This is a genomic window from Streptomyces sp. NPDC023157 (assembly GCF_055560575.1).
Genome location: NZ_JBVHIL010000005.1, coordinates 656,602 through 675,164, shown reverse-complemented (window position 1 = coordinate 675,164; position 18,563 = coordinate 656,602). Strand labels below are relative to the sequence as shown.

Annotated in this window: 14 protein-coding genes and 4 tRNA genes; 7 read left to right on the top strand and 11 right to left on the bottom strand. The window is 70.9% G+C overall.

The genetic code is table 11. The annotated features are described in order from the left end of the window. Nucleotides 1–78 precede the first annotated feature (78 nt). The 3 genes from ACZ3ZE_RS21820 to ACZ3ZE_RS21810 form a co-directional block, all read right to left on the bottom strand. Complete coding sequence (locus tag ACZ3ZE_RS21820) at nt 79–2,469, bottom strand: DEAD/DEAH box helicase (protein WP_361167828.1); 2,391 nt, start codon at nt 2,467–2,469, stop codon at nt 79–81. 201 nt (nt 2,470–2,670) lie between these two features. Then, nucleotides 2,671–3,201 carry a hypothetical protein gene (locus tag ACZ3ZE_RS21815; RefSeq protein ID WP_467260203.1) on the bottom strand — a complete coding sequence of 177 codons (531 nt, stop codon included), beginning with the start codon at nt 3,199–3,201 and terminating at the stop codon, nt 2,671–2,673. A 248-nt stretch (nt 3,202–3,449) separates the two neighbouring features. Beyond that, nucleotides 3,450–3,800 carry a metallopeptidase family protein gene (locus ACZ3ZE_RS21810; protein ID WP_361167831.1) on the bottom strand — a complete coding sequence of 117 codons (351 nt, stop codon included), beginning with the start codon at nt 3,798–3,800 and terminating at the stop codon, nt 3,450–3,452. 126 nt (nt 3,801–3,926) lie between these two features. On the opposite strand from ACZ3ZE_RS21810, the gene ACZ3ZE_RS21805 reads away from it, so the two are divergent. The 3 genes from ACZ3ZE_RS21805 to ACZ3ZE_RS21795 all read left to right on the top strand — a co-directional run bounded on the left by ACZ3ZE_RS21805 (nt 3,927) and on the right by ACZ3ZE_RS21795 (nt 4,207). Next, nucleotides 3,927–3,999, top strand: a tRNA-Glu gene (locus tag ACZ3ZE_RS21805). 38 nt (nt 4,000–4,037) lie between these two features. Beyond that, a tRNA-Asp gene (locus ACZ3ZE_RS21800) sits at nt 4,038–4,111 on the top strand. A gap of 22 nt (nt 4,112–4,133) precedes the next feature. Then, nucleotides 4,134–4,207 (top strand) — tRNA-Phe (locus ACZ3ZE_RS21795). Between the two features lie 139 nt (nt 4,208–4,346). Here ACZ3ZE_RS21795 and ACZ3ZE_RS21790 read toward each other — a convergent pair. From ACZ3ZE_RS21790 to ACZ3ZE_RS21780, 3 genes are read right to left on the bottom strand one after another with little or no spacing between them, the layout of a single operon-like run. Next, nucleotides 4,347–5,180: a cytochrome c biogenesis CcdA family protein gene (locus tag ACZ3ZE_RS21790; protein WP_363293415.1), complete on the bottom strand. Its 834-nt coding sequence runs from the start codon at nt 5,178–5,180 to the stop codon at nt 4,347–4,349. After that, the gene (locus ACZ3ZE_RS21785; protein ID WP_467260201.1) at nt 5,177–5,974 is read right to left on the bottom strand and encodes a DsbA family protein; all 798 of its coding nucleotides are present in this window, start codon (nt 5,972–5,974) and stop codon (nt 5,177–5,179) included. The genes ACZ3ZE_RS21790 and ACZ3ZE_RS21785 overlap by 4 nt, the downstream gene beginning before the upstream one ends. 59 nt (nt 5,975–6,033) lie before the next feature. Beyond that, nucleotides 6,034–6,381, bottom strand: coding sequence for a hypothetical protein (locus tag ACZ3ZE_RS21780; RefSeq protein ID WP_361620979.1), 348 nt, complete (start codon nt 6,379–6,381; stop codon nt 6,034–6,036). A gap of 118 nt (nt 6,382–6,499) precedes the next feature. Between ACZ3ZE_RS21780 and hrpA the strand changes: the two genes are divergently transcribed. Together hrpA and ACZ3ZE_RS21770 are read left to right on the top strand one after the other, a co-directional pair. After that, nucleotides 6,500–10,474: an ATP-dependent RNA helicase HrpA gene (gene hrpA, locus ACZ3ZE_RS21775; RefSeq protein ID WP_361167843.1), complete on the top strand. Its 3,975-nt coding sequence runs from the start codon at nt 6,500–6,502 to the stop codon at nt 10,472–10,474. A gap of 88 nt (nt 10,475–10,562) precedes the next feature. Then, nucleotides 10,563–10,636: transfer RNA gene (locus tag ACZ3ZE_RS21770), tRNA-Asp, on the top strand. 423 nt (nt 10,637–11,059) lie between these two features. Here ACZ3ZE_RS21770 and bldC read toward each other — a convergent pair. Together bldC and ACZ3ZE_RS21760 are read right to left on the bottom strand one after the other, a co-directional pair. Continuing rightward, on the bottom strand, nt 11,060–11,266 hold the full coding sequence (bldC, locus tag ACZ3ZE_RS21765) for a developmental transcriptional regulator BldC (protein WP_003949541.1): 207 nt from the start codon (nt 11,264–11,266) through the stop codon (nt 11,060–11,062). A gap of 590 nt (nt 11,267–11,856) precedes the next feature. After that, nucleotides 11,857–12,804 (bottom strand): DUF8083 family protein, encoded by a 948-nt coding sequence (locus ACZ3ZE_RS21760; RefSeq protein WP_442305758.1) that lies wholly within the window; start codon nt 12,802–12,804, stop codon nt 11,857–11,859. A gap of 153 nt (nt 12,805–12,957) precedes the next feature. Here ACZ3ZE_RS21760 and ACZ3ZE_RS21755 point away from each other — a divergent pair, with 153 nt between their 5' ends. Continuing rightward, nucleotides 12,958–14,046, top strand: coding sequence for a Leu/Phe/Val dehydrogenase (locus tag ACZ3ZE_RS21755; RefSeq protein WP_361167849.1), 1,089 nt, complete (start codon nt 12,958–12,960; stop codon nt 14,044–14,046). A gap of 301 nt (nt 14,047–14,347) precedes the next feature. Beyond that, on the top strand, nt 14,348–14,605 hold the full coding sequence (locus tag ACZ3ZE_RS21750) for a DUF3073 domain-containing protein (RefSeq protein ID WP_361167852.1): 258 nt from the start codon (nt 14,348–14,350) through the stop codon (nt 14,603–14,605). A gap of 159 nt (nt 14,606–14,764) precedes the next feature. Here ACZ3ZE_RS21750 and purM read toward each other — a convergent pair whose 3' ends face one another. The 3 genes from purM to ACZ3ZE_RS21735 all read right to left on the bottom strand — a co-directional run bounded on the left by purM (nt 14,765) and on the right by ACZ3ZE_RS21735 (nt 18,439). Then, on the bottom strand, nt 14,765–15,832 hold the full coding sequence (gene purM / locus ACZ3ZE_RS21745) for a phosphoribosylformylglycinamidine cyclo-ligase (protein WP_329422501.1): 1,068 nt from the start codon (nt 15,830–15,832) through the stop codon (nt 14,765–14,767). Nucleotides 15,833–15,876: 44 nt separating this feature from the next. Continuing rightward, nucleotides 15,877–17,403 carry an amidophosphoribosyltransferase gene (gene purF, locus ACZ3ZE_RS21740; RefSeq protein WP_361167855.1) on the bottom strand — a complete coding sequence of 509 codons (1,527 nt, stop codon included), beginning with the start codon at nt 17,401–17,403 and terminating at the stop codon, nt 15,877–15,879. A 241-nt stretch (nt 17,404–17,644) separates the two neighbouring features. Then, nucleotides 17,645–18,439, bottom strand: coding sequence for an META domain-containing protein (locus tag ACZ3ZE_RS21735; protein WP_467260198.1), 795 nt, complete (start codon nt 18,437–18,439; stop codon nt 17,645–17,647). Nucleotides 18,440–18,563: the final 124 nt, after the last annotated feature.

The following is an 18,563-nucleotide window of genomic DNA, read 5'->3' as shown; positions in this document are numbered from 1 at the left end:
GGGGCCAACAGCGGTACGGAAAAGGCCCGCACCCGCACCGAAGTGCGGACGCGGGCCCTTTCACGGCCTTACGGAAGGTCAGCCGTTGCGCTTCCAGCGCGGCTTCTCGTCGCGGCGGAAGTTGGCGCTGCCACCGGACGGGCGGTGGTCGTCACGGCGGAAGCCACCGCCCGAGGGGCGGCTGTCGTCGCGGCGGAAGCCGCTGGACGGGCGGTCGTCACGACGGTCGCGGTTGAACGGACGGTCGCTGCCACGGTGGCCGCCGGAGGGGCGGTCGTCGCGGCGGAAGCCGCCACGGTCGTTGTCACGGCGCTCGTTGTCGCGGCGGAAGCCACCGCCGGCCGGGCGGTCGTTGTCGCGGCGGAAGCCGCCACGGTCGCCACCGCGGTCGTTGTCACGGTCGCGGTTGAACGACGGACGGTCGTTGTCGCGGCGGAAGCCACCACGGTCGCCGCCACGGTCGTTGTCACGGTCGCGGTTGAACGACGGACGGTCGTTGTCGCGACGGAAACCGCCACCGGCCGGACGGTCGTTGTCACGGCGGAAGCCACCGCGGTCGTTGTCACGGTCGCGGTTGAACGACGGACGGTCGTTGTCACGGCGGAAGCCGCCGGACGGACGGTCGTTGTCACGACGGAAGCCGCCACGGTCGTTGTCACGGTCGCGGTTGAACGACGGACGGTCGTTGTCACGGCGGAAGCCACCGGACGGACGGTCGTTGTCACGACGGAAGCCACCACGGTCGCCACCGCGGTCGTTGTCGCGACGGAAGCCGCCACGGTCGTTGTCACGGCGCTCGTAGCCACCGCGGTCGTCGCGGCGGTCGAAGTCGCGGCGCTCCTCGCGGACCGGCTCGGCCGCCACGGCGGCGACGGCCTCCGCGACCTCGGCCTCGGCGGCCTCGGTCACCTCGGCGACCGCGGCCTCCGGGTCCTCGCCACGCTCACGGGCGGCGCGGGCCACCAGGCGGTCGGCCTCCTCGCGGAGCTCGACGGCGCGGCGCTGCAGGCGCTCCAGCTGCTTGGTCAGGTCGGCGACCTCACGCTCGGCCTGCTTGGCCGAGTTGTTCGCGGAGTCGGCCTGGACCTCGGTGAGCGAGCGGGCGCCGGTGATCTCGGCGACCTCGGGGTCGAACGCGCCCGCCCCGCCGACCATGTGGCGCGAGGCGTCGACGCCCGCGTCCTCCATCAGGCGGAAGATCTGGCGGCGCTGGTGCGGCAGGGCCAGGGAGACCACGACACCGGAGCGGCCGGCGCGGGCGGTACGGCCCGAGCGGTGCAGGTAGTCCTTGTGGTCGCCGGCCGGGTCCACGTTCAGGACCAGGTCGATGCCGTCGACGTGGATGCCTCGGGCGGCGACGTCGGTCGCGACGAGCGCGTTGACGTAGCCCTTCTTGAAGTCCTCGAGGACCCGGGTACGGGCGCCCTGCGTCATGCCACCGTGCAGCGCGTCGGCCTTCACACCGGCGTCGCACAGCTGCTCGGCGATGCGGTCGGCGCCCAGCTGGGTGCGGACGAAGATGATCGTGCGGCCCTTGCGGGCGGCGATCGCGGCGGTGACCGGGGCCTTGTCCTTCGGCTTCACGACGAGGACGTGGTGGGTCATGGTCGTGACGTTGCCCTGCGCGCTGTCGACCTCGTGCGTGACGGGGTCGGTCAGGTAGCGCTTGACCAGGGTGCCGATCTCGTTCTCCATGGTGGCGGAGAAGAGCATCCGCTGGCCGCCGCCGGGGATCTGGTCGAGCAGCTCGGTGACCTCGGGCAGGAAGCCCAGGTCGGCCATCTGGTCGGCCTCGTCGAGGACGGCGATCTTGACCTGCTCCAGGGAGCAGGCGCCGCGGTTGATGATGTCGCGCAGACGGCCCGGGGTGGCGACGAGGACGTCGACGCCGCGCTCCAGGGCGTAGATCTGGTTGCCCATCGACGTACCGCCGCAGACGACCTTCATCTTGAGGCCGAGCACGTCGCCGTACGGCTGGAGGGCGTCCGCGACCTGCATCGCGAGCTCACGGGTCGGGGTGAGGATGATGCCGCGCGGCTTCTTCTTGTCGGTGTGACCACCGGCGAGGCCGGCGAGCAGCGGCAGACCGAAGGAGAGGGTCTTGCCGGAGCCGGTGCGGCCGCGGCCGAGGATGTCCTTGCCGGCCAGGGCGTCCGGGATGGTCGCGGCCTGGATCGGGAAGGGGGTGGTGACGCCGTTCTGCGCCAGCTTGCGCACGACGCCCTCGGGGAGACCCAGGTCACCGAAGGTGATCCCGGGGGCCTCGTCGACGTCGTCGGCGTCGTCGGCGGTGTTCTCGACGGTCTCGACGTCGTCCTCGACGGCGTCGGCGGCGAGGGCGTCGGCGGTGTCGGTGGCGTCCGCGGCCTCGACGGTCTCGACGGCGTCGGTGGCCACTACGGCCTCGGCGACGGTCTCGTCGTTCTCGTTCTCGGGCAGGACGGCGTGATCAGAACTGAAAATGGACATGCGAAATGCGAAACCTTCCGGAGTCTCGGCACGCGCCCGTCAACTCCGTGTTTCGCACTACGGACCGCCTCAATGCGGTCAGCCACGGCAAGGGAGAGTACGCGCCAGTCACGGCGCTCTTCGGTCGTGGCGCCGGGCAAATGGGATCAAACGATCTACCACCATACGCACTCCCCCCCACCCAAGGCAAACCGATCACCGTCACACCGGCCTGGCCTGCGGTGATGCCTCCGGCTCGGAGGGCCCGCCCGGCCCCTCCGCCGCCCTCATGGCCCCCATATGGGTGTCCGCCCCAGGGGTGGTCGAGGGGGTCTCGGTGACCGTCGGATCGGACGTCGGGTCCGGCGGCGGCGTGGTCGGGTCCTGGGTCGGCGTCGGCTGCGTCGGATCGACCGGTGGCGTGGTCTCGCCACCCGGCGCGCCCGAGCCGCCCCCCGCGCCCGCGCCGGGGCCGCCCGTCCCGCCCGGCGTCTGCGGCGGCTTCGGCAACCCGCCCCCGCCCGCCGCGCCCGCGCCGCCGGCCGGCTTGGCGGAGGCCGTCGGAGAGCCGCTGGGCACCGGCGAACCCTTGCCCGAGCCGTCCGCGTCCGGCCCGCCCCGGACCGTACGGTCGTACCCGCCCCCCTCGCTCCCGCCGGACAGGCCGCCGTCCTCCGCGGCACCGGCCGCCGCGCCCGGCTTCCCCGCGGAGTTGCGGGGCGCCGGCTTCGCGCCGTCGTCGCTGACACTCATACAGCCGCTCAGACCCGCGCAGGCGGCGACCGCCAACGCGGTCGCGGCCCAACGCACCGGGGTGGGCATATGGCGCACGGAGGCACCTCCAGGACATGACGGGCGGGAACGGGGCGCCGACCGAGCCGATCGAACGCGTCGCCCTGCCCAACTCCCTTGGCGCCGCAAGGGACACGCCCCAGCCGCCGCAAGCCCCGCCCGGTCCCGTTCGGACTGGCTGAGCCGGGCTCAGCCCGACCGGGCCCGGCTCAGCCGTAGCCCAGCGCGTGCAGCCGTTCGTCGTCGATGCCGAAGTGGTGGGCGATCTCGTGCACCACGGTGATCTCGGTCTCGGCGACCACGTCCTCGCGGGACGCGCACATCCGAAGGGTCGGCCCGCGGTAGATGGTGATCCGGTCCGGGAGCACACCGGCGTACCACTCGCCCCGGTCGGTCAGCGGCGTCCCCTCGTAGAGCCCGAGCAGTTCGGGGTCGTCGGGCGACGGCTCGTCCTCCACGAACACGGCGACGTTGTCCATCAGCCGGGTCAGCTCCGGCGGGATCCGGTCCAGGGCTTCGGCGACGAGCTCCTCGAACTCCTCACGCGTCATCTCCAGCACGGGCCCATTCTCCCTCTCTCGACAGCCCCCTCCACCTGCCTGGGGAAACCGTTTTGGCGATCCGGCCGGGATCCCATATGCTTCTCACGTCCCCGACGCGCTGGAAAGCGCCCAGGTGGGCCCTTAGCCCTCATCGTCTAGTGGCCCAGGACGCCGCCCTTTCAAGGCGGTAGCACGGGTTCGAATCCCGTTGGGGGCACGCACAACCCTGTGCGAGACTTGTCTCGCACAACATATGGCTCTGTGGAGCAGTTGGTTAGCTCGCCACCCTGTCAAGGTGGAGGTCGCGGGTTCAAGTCCCGTCAGAGTCGCTGAAGCTGGAAACAGCTTCGTGGCTGGGTAGCTCAGTTGGTACGAGCGATCGCCTGAAAAGCGATAGGTCGCCGGTTCGACCCCGGCCCCAGCCACAAAAGAGAAGGCCCCGTTCGAAAGAACGGGGCCTTCTTCGTGTTCCAGGACCAGGACCGGGGCCGGGGCCGGGGCCGGGACCACGATCACGACCACGGCGGTAGGGGGAGCAGGGCGCCGCCCTCCTCCCCCTACCCCTCACGCCTCCTCGCGCCGCCTCCCCCGCAGGGCCCGCACCGCGAAGGCGCCCGCCACCACGGCCGGCACCGCGAGGAGCAGCGCCCAGTCCGGGACGACGCGGCCCAGGGCGCCCACCCGCTCCTCCACGGCGAACGAGTCGTCCACGGACAGCAGGCCCGGCAGCGCGGTCGTCCCGTCGAAGACCAGGAAGAGCGTGCCGAGGGCGATGAAGAACAGGCCCGAGAGCAGCGAGGTCGAATGCAGCTCGAACCGGCCGAGCCGGATCGGCCGGCCCCGCAGCCAGCGCCGCCGTCCCAGGTCGTAACGGTTCCAGAGCAGGGCCAGCACGAAGAGCGGGACGGCCATGCCGAGCGCGTACACGGCGAGGAGCAGGCCGCCGTAGACCGGGCTGCCGCTGAGCGCGGCCACGGTCAGGACGCTGCCCAGGATGGGGCCCGCGCAGAAGCCGGCGAGGCCGTAGACCAGGCCCAGGGCGTACACCGAGAACGCGGTCGTGGGGCGGATCCGGCCGCTGACCTCGCTCATCCGGCGGGACGCGAAGCCCAGACCGAGGATCTGCAGCACCCCCAGCCCGATGATCAGCCAGCCGCCGACGGCCACCAGCAGATCCCGGTGCCCGTAGAAGAGACGCCCGGCGAAGGAGCCGGCCGCGCCCAGCGGGACGAGGGTGGTGGCCAGGCCCGCGTAGAAGACGCCGGTACGGGCGACCAGACGGGCCCGGCCGTCGACCGAGTACGCGAAGAAGGCCGGGAGCAGCAGGGCGCTGCACGGGCTGAGCAGGGCCAGCAGCCCGCCGAGGAAGGCCGCGAAGTACCCGATCCCGGAGGTCACCGGCCGGACTCCGCCTGCCCGGCCCCCGACTCCGGACCCGGCTTCTGCCCGGACTTCGGCCCCGCCTTCGGCCCCGGCTTCTTCGCGGCGGCCGTCCTCGCCGCCGCGTCGATCGCCTCCGTGAAGGCCTCCATCGGCTGGGCGCCCGCGATCGGGCGCCCGTTGACGAGGAAGGAGGGGGTGGAGGTGGCGCCCAGGGAGTAGCCCTGCTCCTGGTCCTTGGAGACGGCGGCGCGGGCCGCGGCCCCGTCCGTGTCGCGGGTGAAGCGGGCGAGGTCCGGGACGCCCGCCTCCTTCGCGAGGGCGGTCAGGCGCTCCTTGCCGAAGCCCTTCTCCTTGGCGCCCTGCGCGTACGCCGCCTTGTGGAACTCCCAGAACCGGCCCTGCTGCCCGGCCGCCCAGGAGGCCCGGGCCGCCGCCTCCGACTCCTCGCCGAAGATCGGGAAGTTCCGCCACTCGATGCGCAGGGTGCCGGCGTCGACGTACCGCTTCACCAGCTCGGGCTCCGTGTCCCGGGCGAACTTCCCGCAGTAGCCGCACTTGAAGTCGGCGTACTCGATGAGGACGACCGGCGCGTCGGCGCGGCCGAGGGCCAACTTGTCGGAGGCGTCCCGGCGGGCGTACGCCTCCAGCTCGGGGTAGACGCCGGCGGACGGGTCGGCGGAGACCTCGGCGGCGGCGCCGGGCGAGGAGGAGGGGCCGGAGGGCCTGGTGGTCGCGTACGAGGCGACGCCGAGCAGCGTGGCGGCGAGCACCACACCGCCGATGATCATGACGGGCTTGGACTGGGGCATGCGGAAGCGCTCCTGAGGACGGAGGAAGAGGACGGGCGGCGAGGAGGGGCGCCGGCCGTCTAGACCCTCAGGATCGACAGCTCCACCGGTGAGGGGGGCACGAGGGCGGGCGGCTCCCGGCCCCGGGTCGTCTCGTCCGGGCCCTCGTCCACGGCCCAGTCCGCGCAGCCCGCCCGCGCGCCCACGAGCGCGGGCAGCAGCTCCCCGAAGCCGTGCGAGCGCGGCGGTACGACGGGGCCCGCGGCCCCCTCGTCGACCGGATGGCCCTGCCCGCAGCCGGGTGCCACGGCGCCCGCGACGACCGGTCCGGGCGCGGGCGGCGGCGTGGCGGCCCCGCAGACCACCAGTCCGAGCACCAGGCCCGCCAGCGCGGCGAACGCCGCGAGCGCGCGGGCGGTGCGGGCCATGCGGAAACCTTTCGGGACGGTCCTTGCGGGTGTGCCCGAAATATTACGCAGCCCGTCGGTCCGGCCCTCGTAAATCGGTTCGCCGCTTCTCCGCGACAGGTGCGATCCTGGATCCCGTATGTCTACTTCCTTCGCCGCCCTCCAGTCCGTCCTGGCCGAGGTCTCGCTGCGGGACTCGCACCGGCTCGGCCGCCGTCTCGAAGGCGCCCGCCGCATCCGCAAGCCCGAGGCCCGTGAGGCCGTCCTGGACGAGATCGCCGCCGAGGCCGGCAAGGCCAAGGAGCGGGTCGACGCGCGCGCCGCCCGCGTGCCCGCGGTCTCGTACCCCGAGCAGCTGCCCGTCTCCCAGAAGAAGGACGAGATCCTGGAGGCGATACGCGACCACCAGGTCGTGATCGTCGCCGGTGAGACCGGTTCCGGGAAGACCACGCAGATCCCGAAGATCTGCCTGGAGCTGGGCCGCGGCGTCCGGGGCATGATCGGGCACACCCAGCCCCGCCGGCTTGCCGCCCGCACGGTCGCCGAGCGCGTCGCGGAGGAGCTCCGCACCCCGCTGGGCGAGGCGGTCGGCTGGAAGGTGCGCTTCACCGACCAGGTGAACCCCGAGGGCACCTTCGTGAAGCTGATGACGGACGGCATCCTGCTCGCCGAGATCCAGACGGACCGCGAGCTGCGCGCCTACGACACGATCATCATCGACGAGGCCCACGAGCGGTCCCTCAACATCGACTTCCTGCTCGGCTACCTGGCCCAGCTGCTGCCGAAGCGCCCCGACCTGAAGGTCGTGATCACCTCCGCGACCATCGACCCGGAGCGCTTCTCCCGCCACTTCGGCGACGCGCCGATCGTCGAGGTCAGCGGCCGTACGTACCCGGTCGAGGTGCGCTACCGCCCGCTCCTCGAAGAGGACAGCGAGGAGTCCGACCGGGACCAGATCACCGCGATCTGCGACGCCGTCGTCGAACTCCAGGCCGAGGGCCCCGGCGACATCCTGGTCTTCCTCTCCGGCGAGCGCGAGATCCGCGACACCGCCGACGCCCTGATCAAGAAGAACCTGCGCGGCACCGAGGTGCTGCCGCTGTACGCGCGACTGAGCCATGCCGAGCAGCACCGGGTCTTCCAGGCGCACTCCGGCCGCCGGATCGTCCTCGCGACGAACGTGGCCGAGACCTCGCTCACCGTCCCCGGCATCAAGTACGTGATCGACCCGGGCACCGCCCGCATCTCCCGCTACTCGCACCGCACCAAGGTGCAGCGGCTGCCGATCGAGCCGGTCAGCCAGGCCAGCGCCAACCAGCGCAAGGGCCGCTGCGGGCGTACCAGCGACGGCATCTGCGTCCGGCTGTACTCCGAGGACGACTTCCTGACCCGGCCGGAGTTCACCGACGCGGAGATCCTGCGGACCAACCTGGCCTCCGTCATCCTCCAGATGACCGCGGCCGGCCTCGGCGACATCGAGAAGTTCCCCTTCATCGACCCGCCGGACCACCGCAACATCCGGGACGGCGTGCAGCTCCTCCAGGAGCTGGGCGCGCTGAATCCCGCGGAGAAGGACCCGAAGAAGCGGCTCACCGAGCAGGGCCGCAAGCTCTCCCAGCTGCCCGTCGACCCGCGGCTCGCCCGGATGGTCCTGGAGGCCGAGCGGAACGGCTGCGTCCGCGAGGTCATGGTGATCGCGGCCGCGCTCTCCATCCAGGACCCGCGCGAGCGGCCCGCCGAGAAGCAGGCCCAGGCCGACCAGCAGCACGCACGCTTCAAGGACGAGACGAGCGACTTCCTCTCCTTCCTCAACCTCTGGCGCTACATCCGCGAGCAGCAGAAGGAGCGCGGCTCCAGCTCGTTCCGCCGGATGTGCAAGCAGGAGTACCTGAACTTCCTGCGGATCCGGGAGTGGCAGGACATCTACGCGCAGCTGCGCACGGTGGCCAAGCAGATGGGGATACACCCCAACGAGGAGGACGCGCCCGAGCAGTCCGTCCACGTCTCCCTGCTCTCCGGGCTCCTCAGCCACGTCGGCCTGAAGGACGTGAAGGAGTCCAAGGACGGCGGCGGCCGGGACGGCAAGCGGGAGGGCACCCGGAACGAGTACCTCGGCGCCCGCAACGCCAAGTTCGCGATCTTCCCCGGCTCCGCGCTCTTCAAGAAGCCCCCGCGCTTCGTGATGTCCGCCGAGCTGGTGGAGACCTCCCGCCTGTGGGCGCGGGTCAACGCGCGGATCGAGCCCGAGTGGATCGAGCCGCTGGCCCAGCACCTGGTGAAGAAGACGTACAGCGAGCCCCACTGGGAGAAGGACCAGGCCGCCGTCATGGCCCTGGAGAAGGTGACGCTGTACGGCGTGCCGATCGTCGCCGACCGCAAGGTGAACTTCGGCCGGATCGACCCCGAGGTCTCCCGCGAGCTGTTCATCCGCAACGCGCTGGTCGAGGGCGACTGGCGCACCCACCACAAGTTCTTCGCCGACAACCGCAAGCTGCTCACCGAGGTCGAGGAGCTGGAGCACCGGGCCCGGCGCCGGGACATCCTCGTCGACGACGAGACGCTGTTCGACTTCTACGACAAGCGGGTGCCCGAGCACGTCGTCTCGGGCGCGCACTTCGACTCGTGGTGGAAGCACAAGCGCCACGAGGAGCCGGAGTTCCTCGACTTCGAGCGCGAGATGCTCATCAACGAGAAGGCGGGTGCGGTCACCAAGGACGACTACCCGGACTCGTGGCGGCAGGGCGCGCTGAAGTTCCGGGTGACGTACCAGTTCGAGCCGGGCGCGGACGCGGACGGTGTGACCGTGCACGTCCCGCTCCAGGTGCTCAACCAGGTCACCGACGAGGGCTTCGAGTGGCAGATCCCGGGCCTGCGCGAGGAGGTCGTCACGGAGCTGATCCGGTCCCTCCCCAAGCCGATCCGCCGCCACTACGTCCCGGCGCCGAACTTCGCGACCCGCTTCCTGGACGCGGTCGTGCCCGTCCAGGAGCCGTTGGCGGGCGCGCTCGCGCGCGAGCTCCAGCGGATGGTGGGCGTCCCGCTGACCGCCGAGGACTTCGACTGGGCGAAGCTGCCCGAGCACCTCAAGATCACTTTCCGGATCGTCGACGAGCGGCGCCGCAAGCTGGCCGAGGACAAGGACCTGGAGGCGCTCAAGCTGCGGATGCGCCCCAAGGCCCGTCAGGCGCTCTCCCAGGCCGCCGCGGCGGCGACGGCCGGCCCGGACGGCTCCGGGCCCTCTCTGGAGCGCACAGGGCTCAAGGAGTGGACGATCGGCACGCTCACCCGGGTCTTCGAGACCCGGCGGGCGGGCCAGCCGGTGAAGGCGTACCCGGCGCTCGTCGACGAGGGCGACAGCGTGGCCGTACGGCTCTTCGACACGGAGGCCGAGCAGCAGCTGGCGATGTGGCGGGGCACCCGGAAGCTGATCATGCTGAACATCCCGGTGAACCCGGCGAAGTTCGCCTCGGACCGGCTGACCAACCAGCAGAAGCTGGCCCTGTCGGCGAACCCGCACGGCTCGATCCAGGCCCTCTTCGACGACTGCGCGACCGCGGCGGCCGACCGGCTGATCGCGGACCACGGCGGCCCCGCGTGGGACGAGGAGTCCTTCCGGAAGCTGTACGAGAAGGTCCGCGCGGACCTCGTGGAGCTGACCGTGCGGACCGTGGGGCAGGTGCAGCAGGTCCTGGCGGCCTGGCAGGCCTGTGAGCGGCGCCTGAAGGCCACCGGAAGCCCCGCGCTGCTGCCCAACCTCAAGGACGTGCGCGACCAGCTGGCCTGGCTGATGCCGGCCGGTTTCGTGACCCGTACGGGCCTGAAGCGGCTGCCGGACCTGATGCGCTATCTGGTGGCGGCGGACCGGCGGCTGCAGCAGATGCCGACGGGCGTGCAGCGGGACACCACCCGGATGGAGAAGGTCCACGAGATGCTGGACGAGTACGCGTGGCTGCTCGAACAGCTCCCCAAGGGCCGGCCGGTGCCGACGCAGGTCACGGACATCCGCTGGATGATCGAGGAGCTGCGGGTCAGCTACTTCGCGCACGCCCTGGGCACGGCCCACCCGGTCTCCGACAAGCGGATCGTGAAGGCGATCGACGCGGCGGTGCCGTAGCCCGTTCGGCGGGCGCGCCCGCCGAGTTCGACCAGACCGCTGACCTGCTGTACAGTCTTTCTCGCAGCCACAGTTCAGCGGCTGCGAAGGCTCTGTGGAGCAGTTGGTTAGCTCGCCACCCTGTCAAGGTGGAGGTCGCGGGTTCAAGTCCCGTCAGAGTCGCAAGCAGAGAAGGCCCGCACCGTTCGGTGCGGGCCTTCTTGCGTTCCCGCATCCGAGGGACCAAGGTCCCGGCAAGGGGTGACCAACGGCGCGTTGGCGGGCTTCCCCGGGGTGGAAGGCTGTTCCATGGCAAGAGTTTGACGATGTGACGGGTGTCACTCAATCCGTTTTCGGAAGTGCTTCACTTACACCTCCCCTACATGGCTTCGATTTAATATGTGCAATTGCACGGCAGGGACGGGGCCGGCGGCGGACATAAAAAGATCGCGCTGGACCCGGCGGAGTCCAGCGCGATCGACGACGGAGAACCTGTTGGGGCAGGTAGTTCGTCAGCAGAGCTTGGGGTGGGCGGACCGGGTTGGGGGACCCGGCTTGTGCCCGGTGTTGCGGGTATTACGGGGTGCTGCGTAAGTCGCGAGTACCTCAGGCCTCGCTGCGCTGCTGCGGAATGCCCGCCAGCAGAGCGCGAACCTCGGCCTCGCGGTACCGGCGGTGCCCACCCAGGGTGCGGATGGACGTGAGCTTGCCCGCCTTCGCCCAACGGGTGACCGTCTTCGGGTCCACGCGGAACATCGTGGCAACCTCGGCAGGGGTCAGCAGCGGCTCGGCATCAGGGGTGCGAGCGGTCATGAGCGGCCTCCTCGGGAGAACCGAACCATCTCGGTTCTTTCCTCTAAATTCTGCACCTTGACCCGCGTTGCCCGAAATGGCAGTAGCGGGCCGAGTCGGTTATAGGACGAACGGCTTGTCCTCGGCACTACAACTACACCATCCGTCCAGCCACGTCGGCCAAACCGATGGAATTGCCCTCGCAGGTGTTCATCAGCGGCGGAAGTCGATGGACCATGCCATAACGGACAGTCACGCCCCTGTGACGATCAGTCACAGAGCGATCAGGAGTCCTCAGACCCCCCATAGAGTGCAATGCTGAGCATTCCGCCCTTACTTGGACGGAAGGAACCCTCCCCGGACTCCTTGTCCTATTTTGGCACGAGGGTGGGTGATGGGCGCAAGGGTGCGGTAAGTGCTATCCGTCACGCTTGAGCCAAAGGCCCGGATCGGGACCTACGTCCTGCCACACCCGCCCCAACGTCCCCACGAGAACACACCAAAGACCCGAACAGACGTCCAGCGAGAAGATCATTTAAGCCAGATGGACCCGATCTGTCGAGTGATAACCGCGAAGACGGTCGGTTCCAGGGGCCGGAGACCCGCCCCGGTCAGTTGGCGAACTGAAGATCGCGGACCGCCCGCCACCGCTCCGCCAGCCGCCCGTACGCCTCCTGCGCGGCCTCCTCGTCGCCGTCCCGCAGCGCCGCGATCCCCACCGCCATGTCGGCCGCCGACCGGTCCGCCTCCAGCGCCTCCGCCGCGAGCGCGTGCACCAGGCCGCCGTAGTCGAGCTCCACCAGCGCCCGCGGATGGAACTCCTCCAGCCAGCGCCCCACCTCGACCAGACCCTCCGTCATCGGGCCCTCGTCGATGGCCTCCCGCAGCGCCTTCAGGGCCCGCGCGAGCCGCCGCCGCGCCTGCGCCATCGGCGTCCGGTAGCGCAGCACCGGCGGCCGGGCCACGGCGTCCCCGGCACCCACGCCGCTCCCCACGCTCCCGCCGCTCCCGGCGCCCCCGTCACCCGCGTCGCCCGCACCCGCGCCCGCCCCGCACGCCGCCCCCGGCACGTACTCCCGCTCCTCGTCCGAGAAGAGCGCGAACCACCGCAGCGGCACCTGCCACACCGCGCCCCGGATCCACGGCCGCGCGTCCGGATTCCGCTCCCGCCACCGCTCGTGCTCCGCCGCCACCCGCGCCCGCGCCTCCGGCGCCAGCATCGCGTCCAGGACCGGCGCCGGCAGCGTCCCGCCCACCAGGTCCTCCAGGGCCAGCCACCCGCGCAGCCGGGTGCGCCACGGGCAGACCAGGACCGCCCCGTCCACCGTCACCACGAACGCGTCCCCGCTCTCGCGGGCCGGCACCGGGGCCGGCGGCACCCGCACCAAGTCCGCCAGGGAGCGGCGCAGTTCCTGCTGCGCGCCTGGCAGGTCCGTACGGCGGGCGTAGCGGGCCCAGTGGCTCCGCTCCGGCTCCGGGAACGCGGCCAGCGGCTCGTACACCCGCAAGTAGGAGGCGTACGGAACGAGCACCGACGAGGGGGCGGACGGGTCCGGCATGTCGCAAATCCTTCCACGGGGGTACTCCGAGAGGGGGTGATCCTCAGCACTGCGTCCCTGCTACGGCCAGGTAGGACTTACCCTCGTGCCGACCTGGTCCCACCCCCACCCGCAGGGGGGACCTTCCGCCGCATCAACTTGGGAGTCACCACCGTGACCGATGTGACCGGCGTTCCTGATGTACTGCACACCCTGTTCCACTCGGAGCAGGGCGGCCACGAACACGTCGTGCTGTGCCAGGACCGCGCCACCGGCCTCAAGGCCGTCATCGCCCTCCACAACACCGCCCTGGGCCCCGCCCTCGGCGGCACCCGCTTCTACCCGTACGCCACCGAGGCGGAGGCCGTCGCCGACGCGCTGAACCTCTCCCGCGGCATGTCGTACAAGAACGCCATGGCCGGCCTCGACCACGGCGGCGGCAAGGCCGTGATCATCGGTGACCCCGAGACGATCAAGACCGAGGAACTGCTGCTCGCCTACGGGCGCTTCGTGGCCTCCCTCGGCGGCCGCTACGTGACGGCCTGCGACGTCGGCACCTACGTGGCCGACATGGACGTCGTGGCCCGCACCAACCAGTGGACCACCGGCCGCTCCCCCGAGAACGGCGGCGCCGGCGACTCCTCCGTCCTCACCGCCTTCGGCGTCTTCCAGGGCATGCGCGCCTCCGCGCAGTTCCTCTGGGGCGACCCCACCCTCCGCGGCCGCAAGGTCGGCGTGGCGGGCGTCGGCAAGGTCGGCCACTACCTGGTCGAGCACCTGATCTCCGACGGCGCCGAGGTCGTGATCACCGATGTCCGCGAGGAGTCGGTGCGCCGGATCACCGAGAGGTTCCCGCAGGTCTCCGTGGTCGCCGACACCGACGCGCTGATCCGCACCGAGGGCCTGGACGTCTACGCCCCCTGTGCCCTCGGCGGGGCGCTGAACGACGCCACCGTGCCGGTCCTCACCGCGAAGATCGTCTGCGGTGCCGCCAACAACCAGCTCGCGCACCCCGGTGTCGAGAAGGACCTCTCGGAGCGGGGCATCCTCTACGCGCCCGACTACGTGATCAACGCCGGTGGCGTGATCCAGGTGGCCGACGAGCTGCACGGCTTCGATTTCGACCGCTGCAAGGCCAAGGCGACGAAGATCTTCGACACCACCCTCGAAATCTTCGCTCGCGCAAAGTCTGACGGAATTCCGCCGGCCGCGGCGGCCGACCGGATCGCCGAGCAGAGGATGGCCGAGGCCCGCCGCGACTGACCCTCGCCGGGGGCGACCCGCCGGCGGAGGGCCCTCCCGGGGGGATATCGGGAGACTTCGCTCACGCCGATCGGCGGGTCGCCCCTCAAGAAGGGGTTAAAATCGCGATTGACCAGCGAGGACGGGGCTCCTCGAAGGTTCTGTACCGAGGTATGTGATGCGCGCGGCGTACCGTAGACCGACGGAAACAGGTACCGTTGAAGCCCTACGGACCGGTCTCTCATTCGAGAGTCCGTTCTGGATCATGAACGCGTGTCAAGACTCTGGGGCCGTCGAGCCCCGTCACCGAGGGGGTCGAGCCATGGGGCGCGGCCGGGCAAAGGCCAAGCAGACGAAGGTCGCCCGCCAGCTGAAGTACAGCAGCGGCGGGACTGACCTGTCGCGTCTGGCCAATGAGCTGGGCGCTTCGACTTCGAATCAGCCGCCGAATGGCGAGCCGTTCGAAGACGACGACGACGAAGAAGACGACCCGTACGCACAGTACGCGGATCTCTACAACACGGACGACGAGGACGAGGACGACGAGTCCGGTCCGGCGTCCGCTCAGCGTCGCGCTTGACCTTCTGAACATCGCAGCCCGGTCCGGGGACCTCGGACCGGGTTTCTGCGATGTCCGGGGACGGTAGCCACCTCGGCGCGCGGCTCCCCCCAGTACGTACGCGGAGGGGCACACCTTGACGTCAAGGTGTGCCCCTCCGTGTGTACGTGCCCGGTTCGGCTACTTCGCGTAGTCGCCGACCAGCTCCGCGCCGCTCGCCTTGTCGCCGCGCTCGGTGATCTCACCGGCCACCCAGGACTCGACGCCCCGGTCGGCCAGCGTGGTGAGCGCCGCGTCCACCGAGTCGGCGGGGACGACGGCCATCATGCCGACGCCCATGTTGAGGGTCTTCTCCAGCTCCAGGCGCTCGACCTGTCCCGCCTTGCCGACCAGGTCGAAGACCGCGCCCGGGGCCCAGGTCGACCGGTCCACGGTGGCGTGGAGGCCGTCCGGGATCACCCGCGCCAGGTTGGCGGCCAGGCCGCCGCCCGTGATGTGGCTGAAGGCGTGGACGTCGGTGGTCCGGGTCAGCGCCAGGCAGTCCAGCGAGTAGATCTTGGTGGGCTCCAGGAGCTCCTCGCCCAGGGTCCGGCCGAACTCCTCGACCTGCTGGTCCAGGGTCATGCCGGCGCGGTCGAAGACCACGTGGCGGACGAGCGAGTACCCGTTGGAGTGAAGACCGGAGGACGCCATGGCGATGACCGCGTCACCCGTACGGATGCGATCCGCGCCGAGCAGCCGGTCGTACTCCACGACACCCGTTCCGGCGCCCGCGACGTCGAAGTCGTCCGGGCCGAGGAGGCCCGGGTGCTCCGCCGTCTCGCCGCCGACCAGGGCGCAGCCGGCCAGGACGCAGCCCTCGGCGATGCCCTTGACGATGGCGGCGACCCGCTCCGGGTGCACCTTGCCGACACAGATGTAGTCGGTCATGAAGAGCGGCTCGGCACCGCAGACGACGATGTCGTCCATGACCATGGCGACCAGGTCGTGGCCGATCGTGTCGTACACGCCCATCTGGCGGGCGATGTCGACCTTCGTGCCGACGCCGTCGGTCGCGGAGGCGAGCAGCGGGCGCTCGTACCGCTTGAGGGCGGAGGCGTCGAAGAGCCCGGCGAAGCCGCCGAGGCCACCGAGGACCTCGGGGCGCTGGGTCTTCTTCACCCACTCCTTCATGAGCTCGACGGCGCGGTCGCCCGCTTCGATGTCGACGCCCGCGCTCGCGTAGCTGGCACCGGTGGCCTGAGACATGGCTTCAGAACTTTCGTGTCGTACTGCGCGGGCGCAGCGGGGTCTTACGGGCGGCGCAGGGCGTCCGCGGCCGCGGTGGCTGCGGGGCCTGCGGCCAGCTCGGTCTCCAGGAGCTGCTTGCCGAGCAGCTCGGGGTCCGGCAGCTCCATCGGGTACTCGCCGTCGAAGCAGGCGCGGCACAGGTTGGGCTTCTGGATGGTGGTCGCCTCGATCATCCCGTCGAGCGAGATGTACGAGAGCGAGTCCGCGCCCAGCGACTTGCCGATCTCGTCGACCGTCATGCCGTTGGCGATCAGCTCCGCGCGGGTGGCGAAGTCGATACCGAAGAAGCAGGGCCACTTCACCGGCGGCGAGGAGATCCGGATGTGGACCTCGGCGGCACCGGCCTCGCGGAGCATCCGGACCAGGGCCCGCTGGGTGTTGCCGCGGACGATCGAGTCGTCGACGACCACCAGCTTCTTCCCCTTGATGACTTCCTTGAGGGGGTTCAGCTTCAGCCGGATGCCCAGCTGGCGGATGGTCTGCGAGGGCTGGATGAAGGTCCGGCCGACGTAGGCGTTCTTGACCAGGCCGGCACCGAACGGGATGCCCGAGGCCTCCGCGTAGCCGATGGCGGCCGGGGTGCCGGACTCCGGCGTCGCTATCACCAGGTCGGCGTCGGCAGGCGCCTCCTTGGCCAGTTTGCGGCCCATCTCCACGCGGGAGAGGTACACGTTGCGACCGGCGATGTCCGTGTCGGGACGGGCCAGGTACACGTACTCGAAGACACAGCCCTTGGGCTTCGCTTCCGCGAAGCGCGAGGTGCGGATGCCGTTCTCGTCGATGGCCACCAGCTCGCCCGGCTCGACCTCGCGGACGAAGGTCGCCCCGCAGATGTCGAGGGCGGCGGACTCCGACGCGACGACCCAGCCGCGCTCCAGCCGGCCGAGGACCAGCGGGCGGATGCCCTGCGGGTCACGGGCCGCGTAGAGCGTGTGCTCGTCCATGAAGACGAGGGAGAAGGCGCCCCGGACGTCGGGGAGGACCTTCGCGGCCGCCTGCTCGATGGTGAGCGGCTTGCCGTCCTCGTCCGCCTGGCCCGCGAGGAGCGCGGTCACCAGATCGGTGTCGTTGGTCGCGGCGACCTGAGTGGACCGGCCCTCCCGCTTGGGGAGTTCGGCGACCATCTCGGCCAGCTTGGCCGTGTTCACCAGGTTGCCGTTGTGGCCGAGCGCGATCGAGCCGTGGGCGGTCGCCCGGAACGTCGGCTGCGCGTTCTCCCACACGGAGGCCCCGGTGGTCGAGTAGCGGGCGTGACCGACCGCGATATGACCTTGGAGGGAACCGAGAGAGGTCTCGTCGAAGACCTGGGACACGAGGCCCATGTCCTTGAAGACGAGGATCTGGGAGCCGTTGCTAACCGCGATTCCCGCGGATTCCTGGCCCCGATGCTGGAGGGCGTAGAGCCCGAAGTACGTGAGCTTTGCGACCTCTTCACCCGGAGCCCAGACACCGAAGACGCCACAAGCGTCCTGGGGGCCTTTCTCGCCGGGGAGCAGATCGTGATTGAGTCGACCGTCACCACGTGGCACGGCTCCGAGTGTAGGCGAGATCGACCACTGGTCCGAATTGGCGAACGGGTCGTGGTAGGGCCCCTGAGCTGCTCGTACGATCCCACGAAGTGATCCTTCGATCCTTGTCGGAGCCCACAAAGCAAGGGGCACAAGGGCTCCCGCCCGACGGCCGGTGACACGAGCCCCCGAAGCGGACGCTCGTACGGCACGGGCCGAACGGTCGGGATGTGACGGAGGACGCAGCCGGCGGGCCCCCGGCTCAGCCCGCGGTCGCCGTGAAGCCCTGGCCGTCCGCGTCGGTGACGGTCAGCGTGCGGTGGTCCAGCCGGTAGCCGAGAGGGCCGTCGAGGGCCTCGTACAGCTTCGTCTCCAGGTCCATCTGGGGGCCCGTGCAGATCATCCGGGTCGTCGCGATCGCGCCCAGCGTGATCGTCCCGCCGCTGATCCGCGCGGGCGCGGTGACCCGGTTGCAGCCGAGACTGCCGGTGAGCCGCCCGTCCTTGCCGAAGGTCAGCTTCGCCTTCCCCTCGGAGCCGGCCGGGAGGGACGCGGCGGTCTTCCCGGAGAGCAGCGCGTCCACCGTCCAGGTGGTGCCGACGAGCGGGGCGTCGGGCTCGGCGGTCAGCTCCACGACCCGGCGCCCGTCCGGCGAGGTCAGCGTGAGCGCCTTCCCCTTCAGCTCGCCCTTGAGCCGCCCGTCGAACGCCTTGAGCAGGGCCGTCTCGAAGCGGTGCAGGTCAGCGGGGCAGCCGATCTCCGTGACCTCGCTCGGGGCGACCGTGAGGGTGGTGCCGTCCACGGCCACGGCGGCGCCGAAGGTGTTGCAGCCGCTGTTCCCCCGTGCCCGCCCGTCCTCCGTGAACGCCACCCGCGCCCCGGGTGGGGCCGCCGACCGGGCGCCGTCGACCGTGACCGCGCCGATCGTCCAGTCGGTGCCCTCGACGGGCAGTCCGGGGGTGACGGTGCCGGCTCCGGGACCTGCCCCCTGCTGCGAACCGCAGGCGGCGAGGAAGAGCAGCGGGACCAGGGCGGCGAACACGCGCGGCTTCTTCATGCGGATGGGACGGGACGGCTCCTCTTATGGTTCCGGGGCGGCCGGTTGCGGGGCGGCCGGTTGCCGGGGGCGGTTCCGGGGGCCGTTTCCGGGGGGCCGCGTCCCGGCCGGCGTACGGCTCCGA

Excerpts from the sequence above, each read along its gene's own strand:
- hrpA (WP_361167843.1), top strand. The coding sequence starts at position 6,500 with ATGTCTACTTCCTTCGCCGCCCTCCAGTCCGTCCTGGCCGAGGTCTCG.
- ACZ3ZE_RS21750 (WP_361167852.1), top strand. The coding sequence starts at position 14,348 with ATGGGGCGCGGCCGGGCAAAGGCCAAGCAGACGAAGGTCGCCCGCCAG.
- ACZ3ZE_RS21735 (WP_467260198.1), bottom strand. The coding sequence starts at position 18,439 with ATGAAGAAGCCGCGCGTGTTCGCCGCCCTGGTCCCGCTGCTCTTCCTC.
- ACZ3ZE_RS21760 (WP_442305758.1), bottom strand. The coding sequence starts at position 12,804 with ATGCCGGACCCGTCCGCCCCCTCGTCGGTGCTCGTTCCGTACGCCTCC.
- ACZ3ZE_RS21820 (WP_361167828.1), bottom strand. The coding sequence starts at position 2,469 with ATGTCCATTTTCAGTTCTGATCACGCCGTCCTGCCCGAGAACGAGAAC.
- purM (WP_329422501.1), bottom strand. The coding sequence starts at position 15,832 with ATGTCTCAGGCCACCGGTGCCAGCTACGCGAGCGCGGGCGTCGACATC.
- ACZ3ZE_RS21815 (WP_467260203.1), bottom strand. The coding sequence starts at position 3,201 with ATGAGTGTCAGCGACGACGGCGCGAAGCCGGCGCCCCGCAACTCCGCG.
- bldC (WP_003949541.1), bottom strand. The coding sequence starts at position 11,266 with ATGACCGCTCGCACCCCTGATGCCGAGCCGCTGCTGACCCCTGCCGAG.
- ACZ3ZE_RS21785 (WP_467260201.1), bottom strand. The coding sequence starts at position 5,974 with ATGCCCCAGTCCAAGCCCGTCATGATCATCGGCGGTGTGGTGCTCGCC.
- ACZ3ZE_RS21780 (WP_361620979.1), bottom strand. The coding sequence starts at position 6,381 with ATGGCCCGCACCGCCCGCGCGCTCGCGGCGTTCGCCGCGCTGGCGGGC.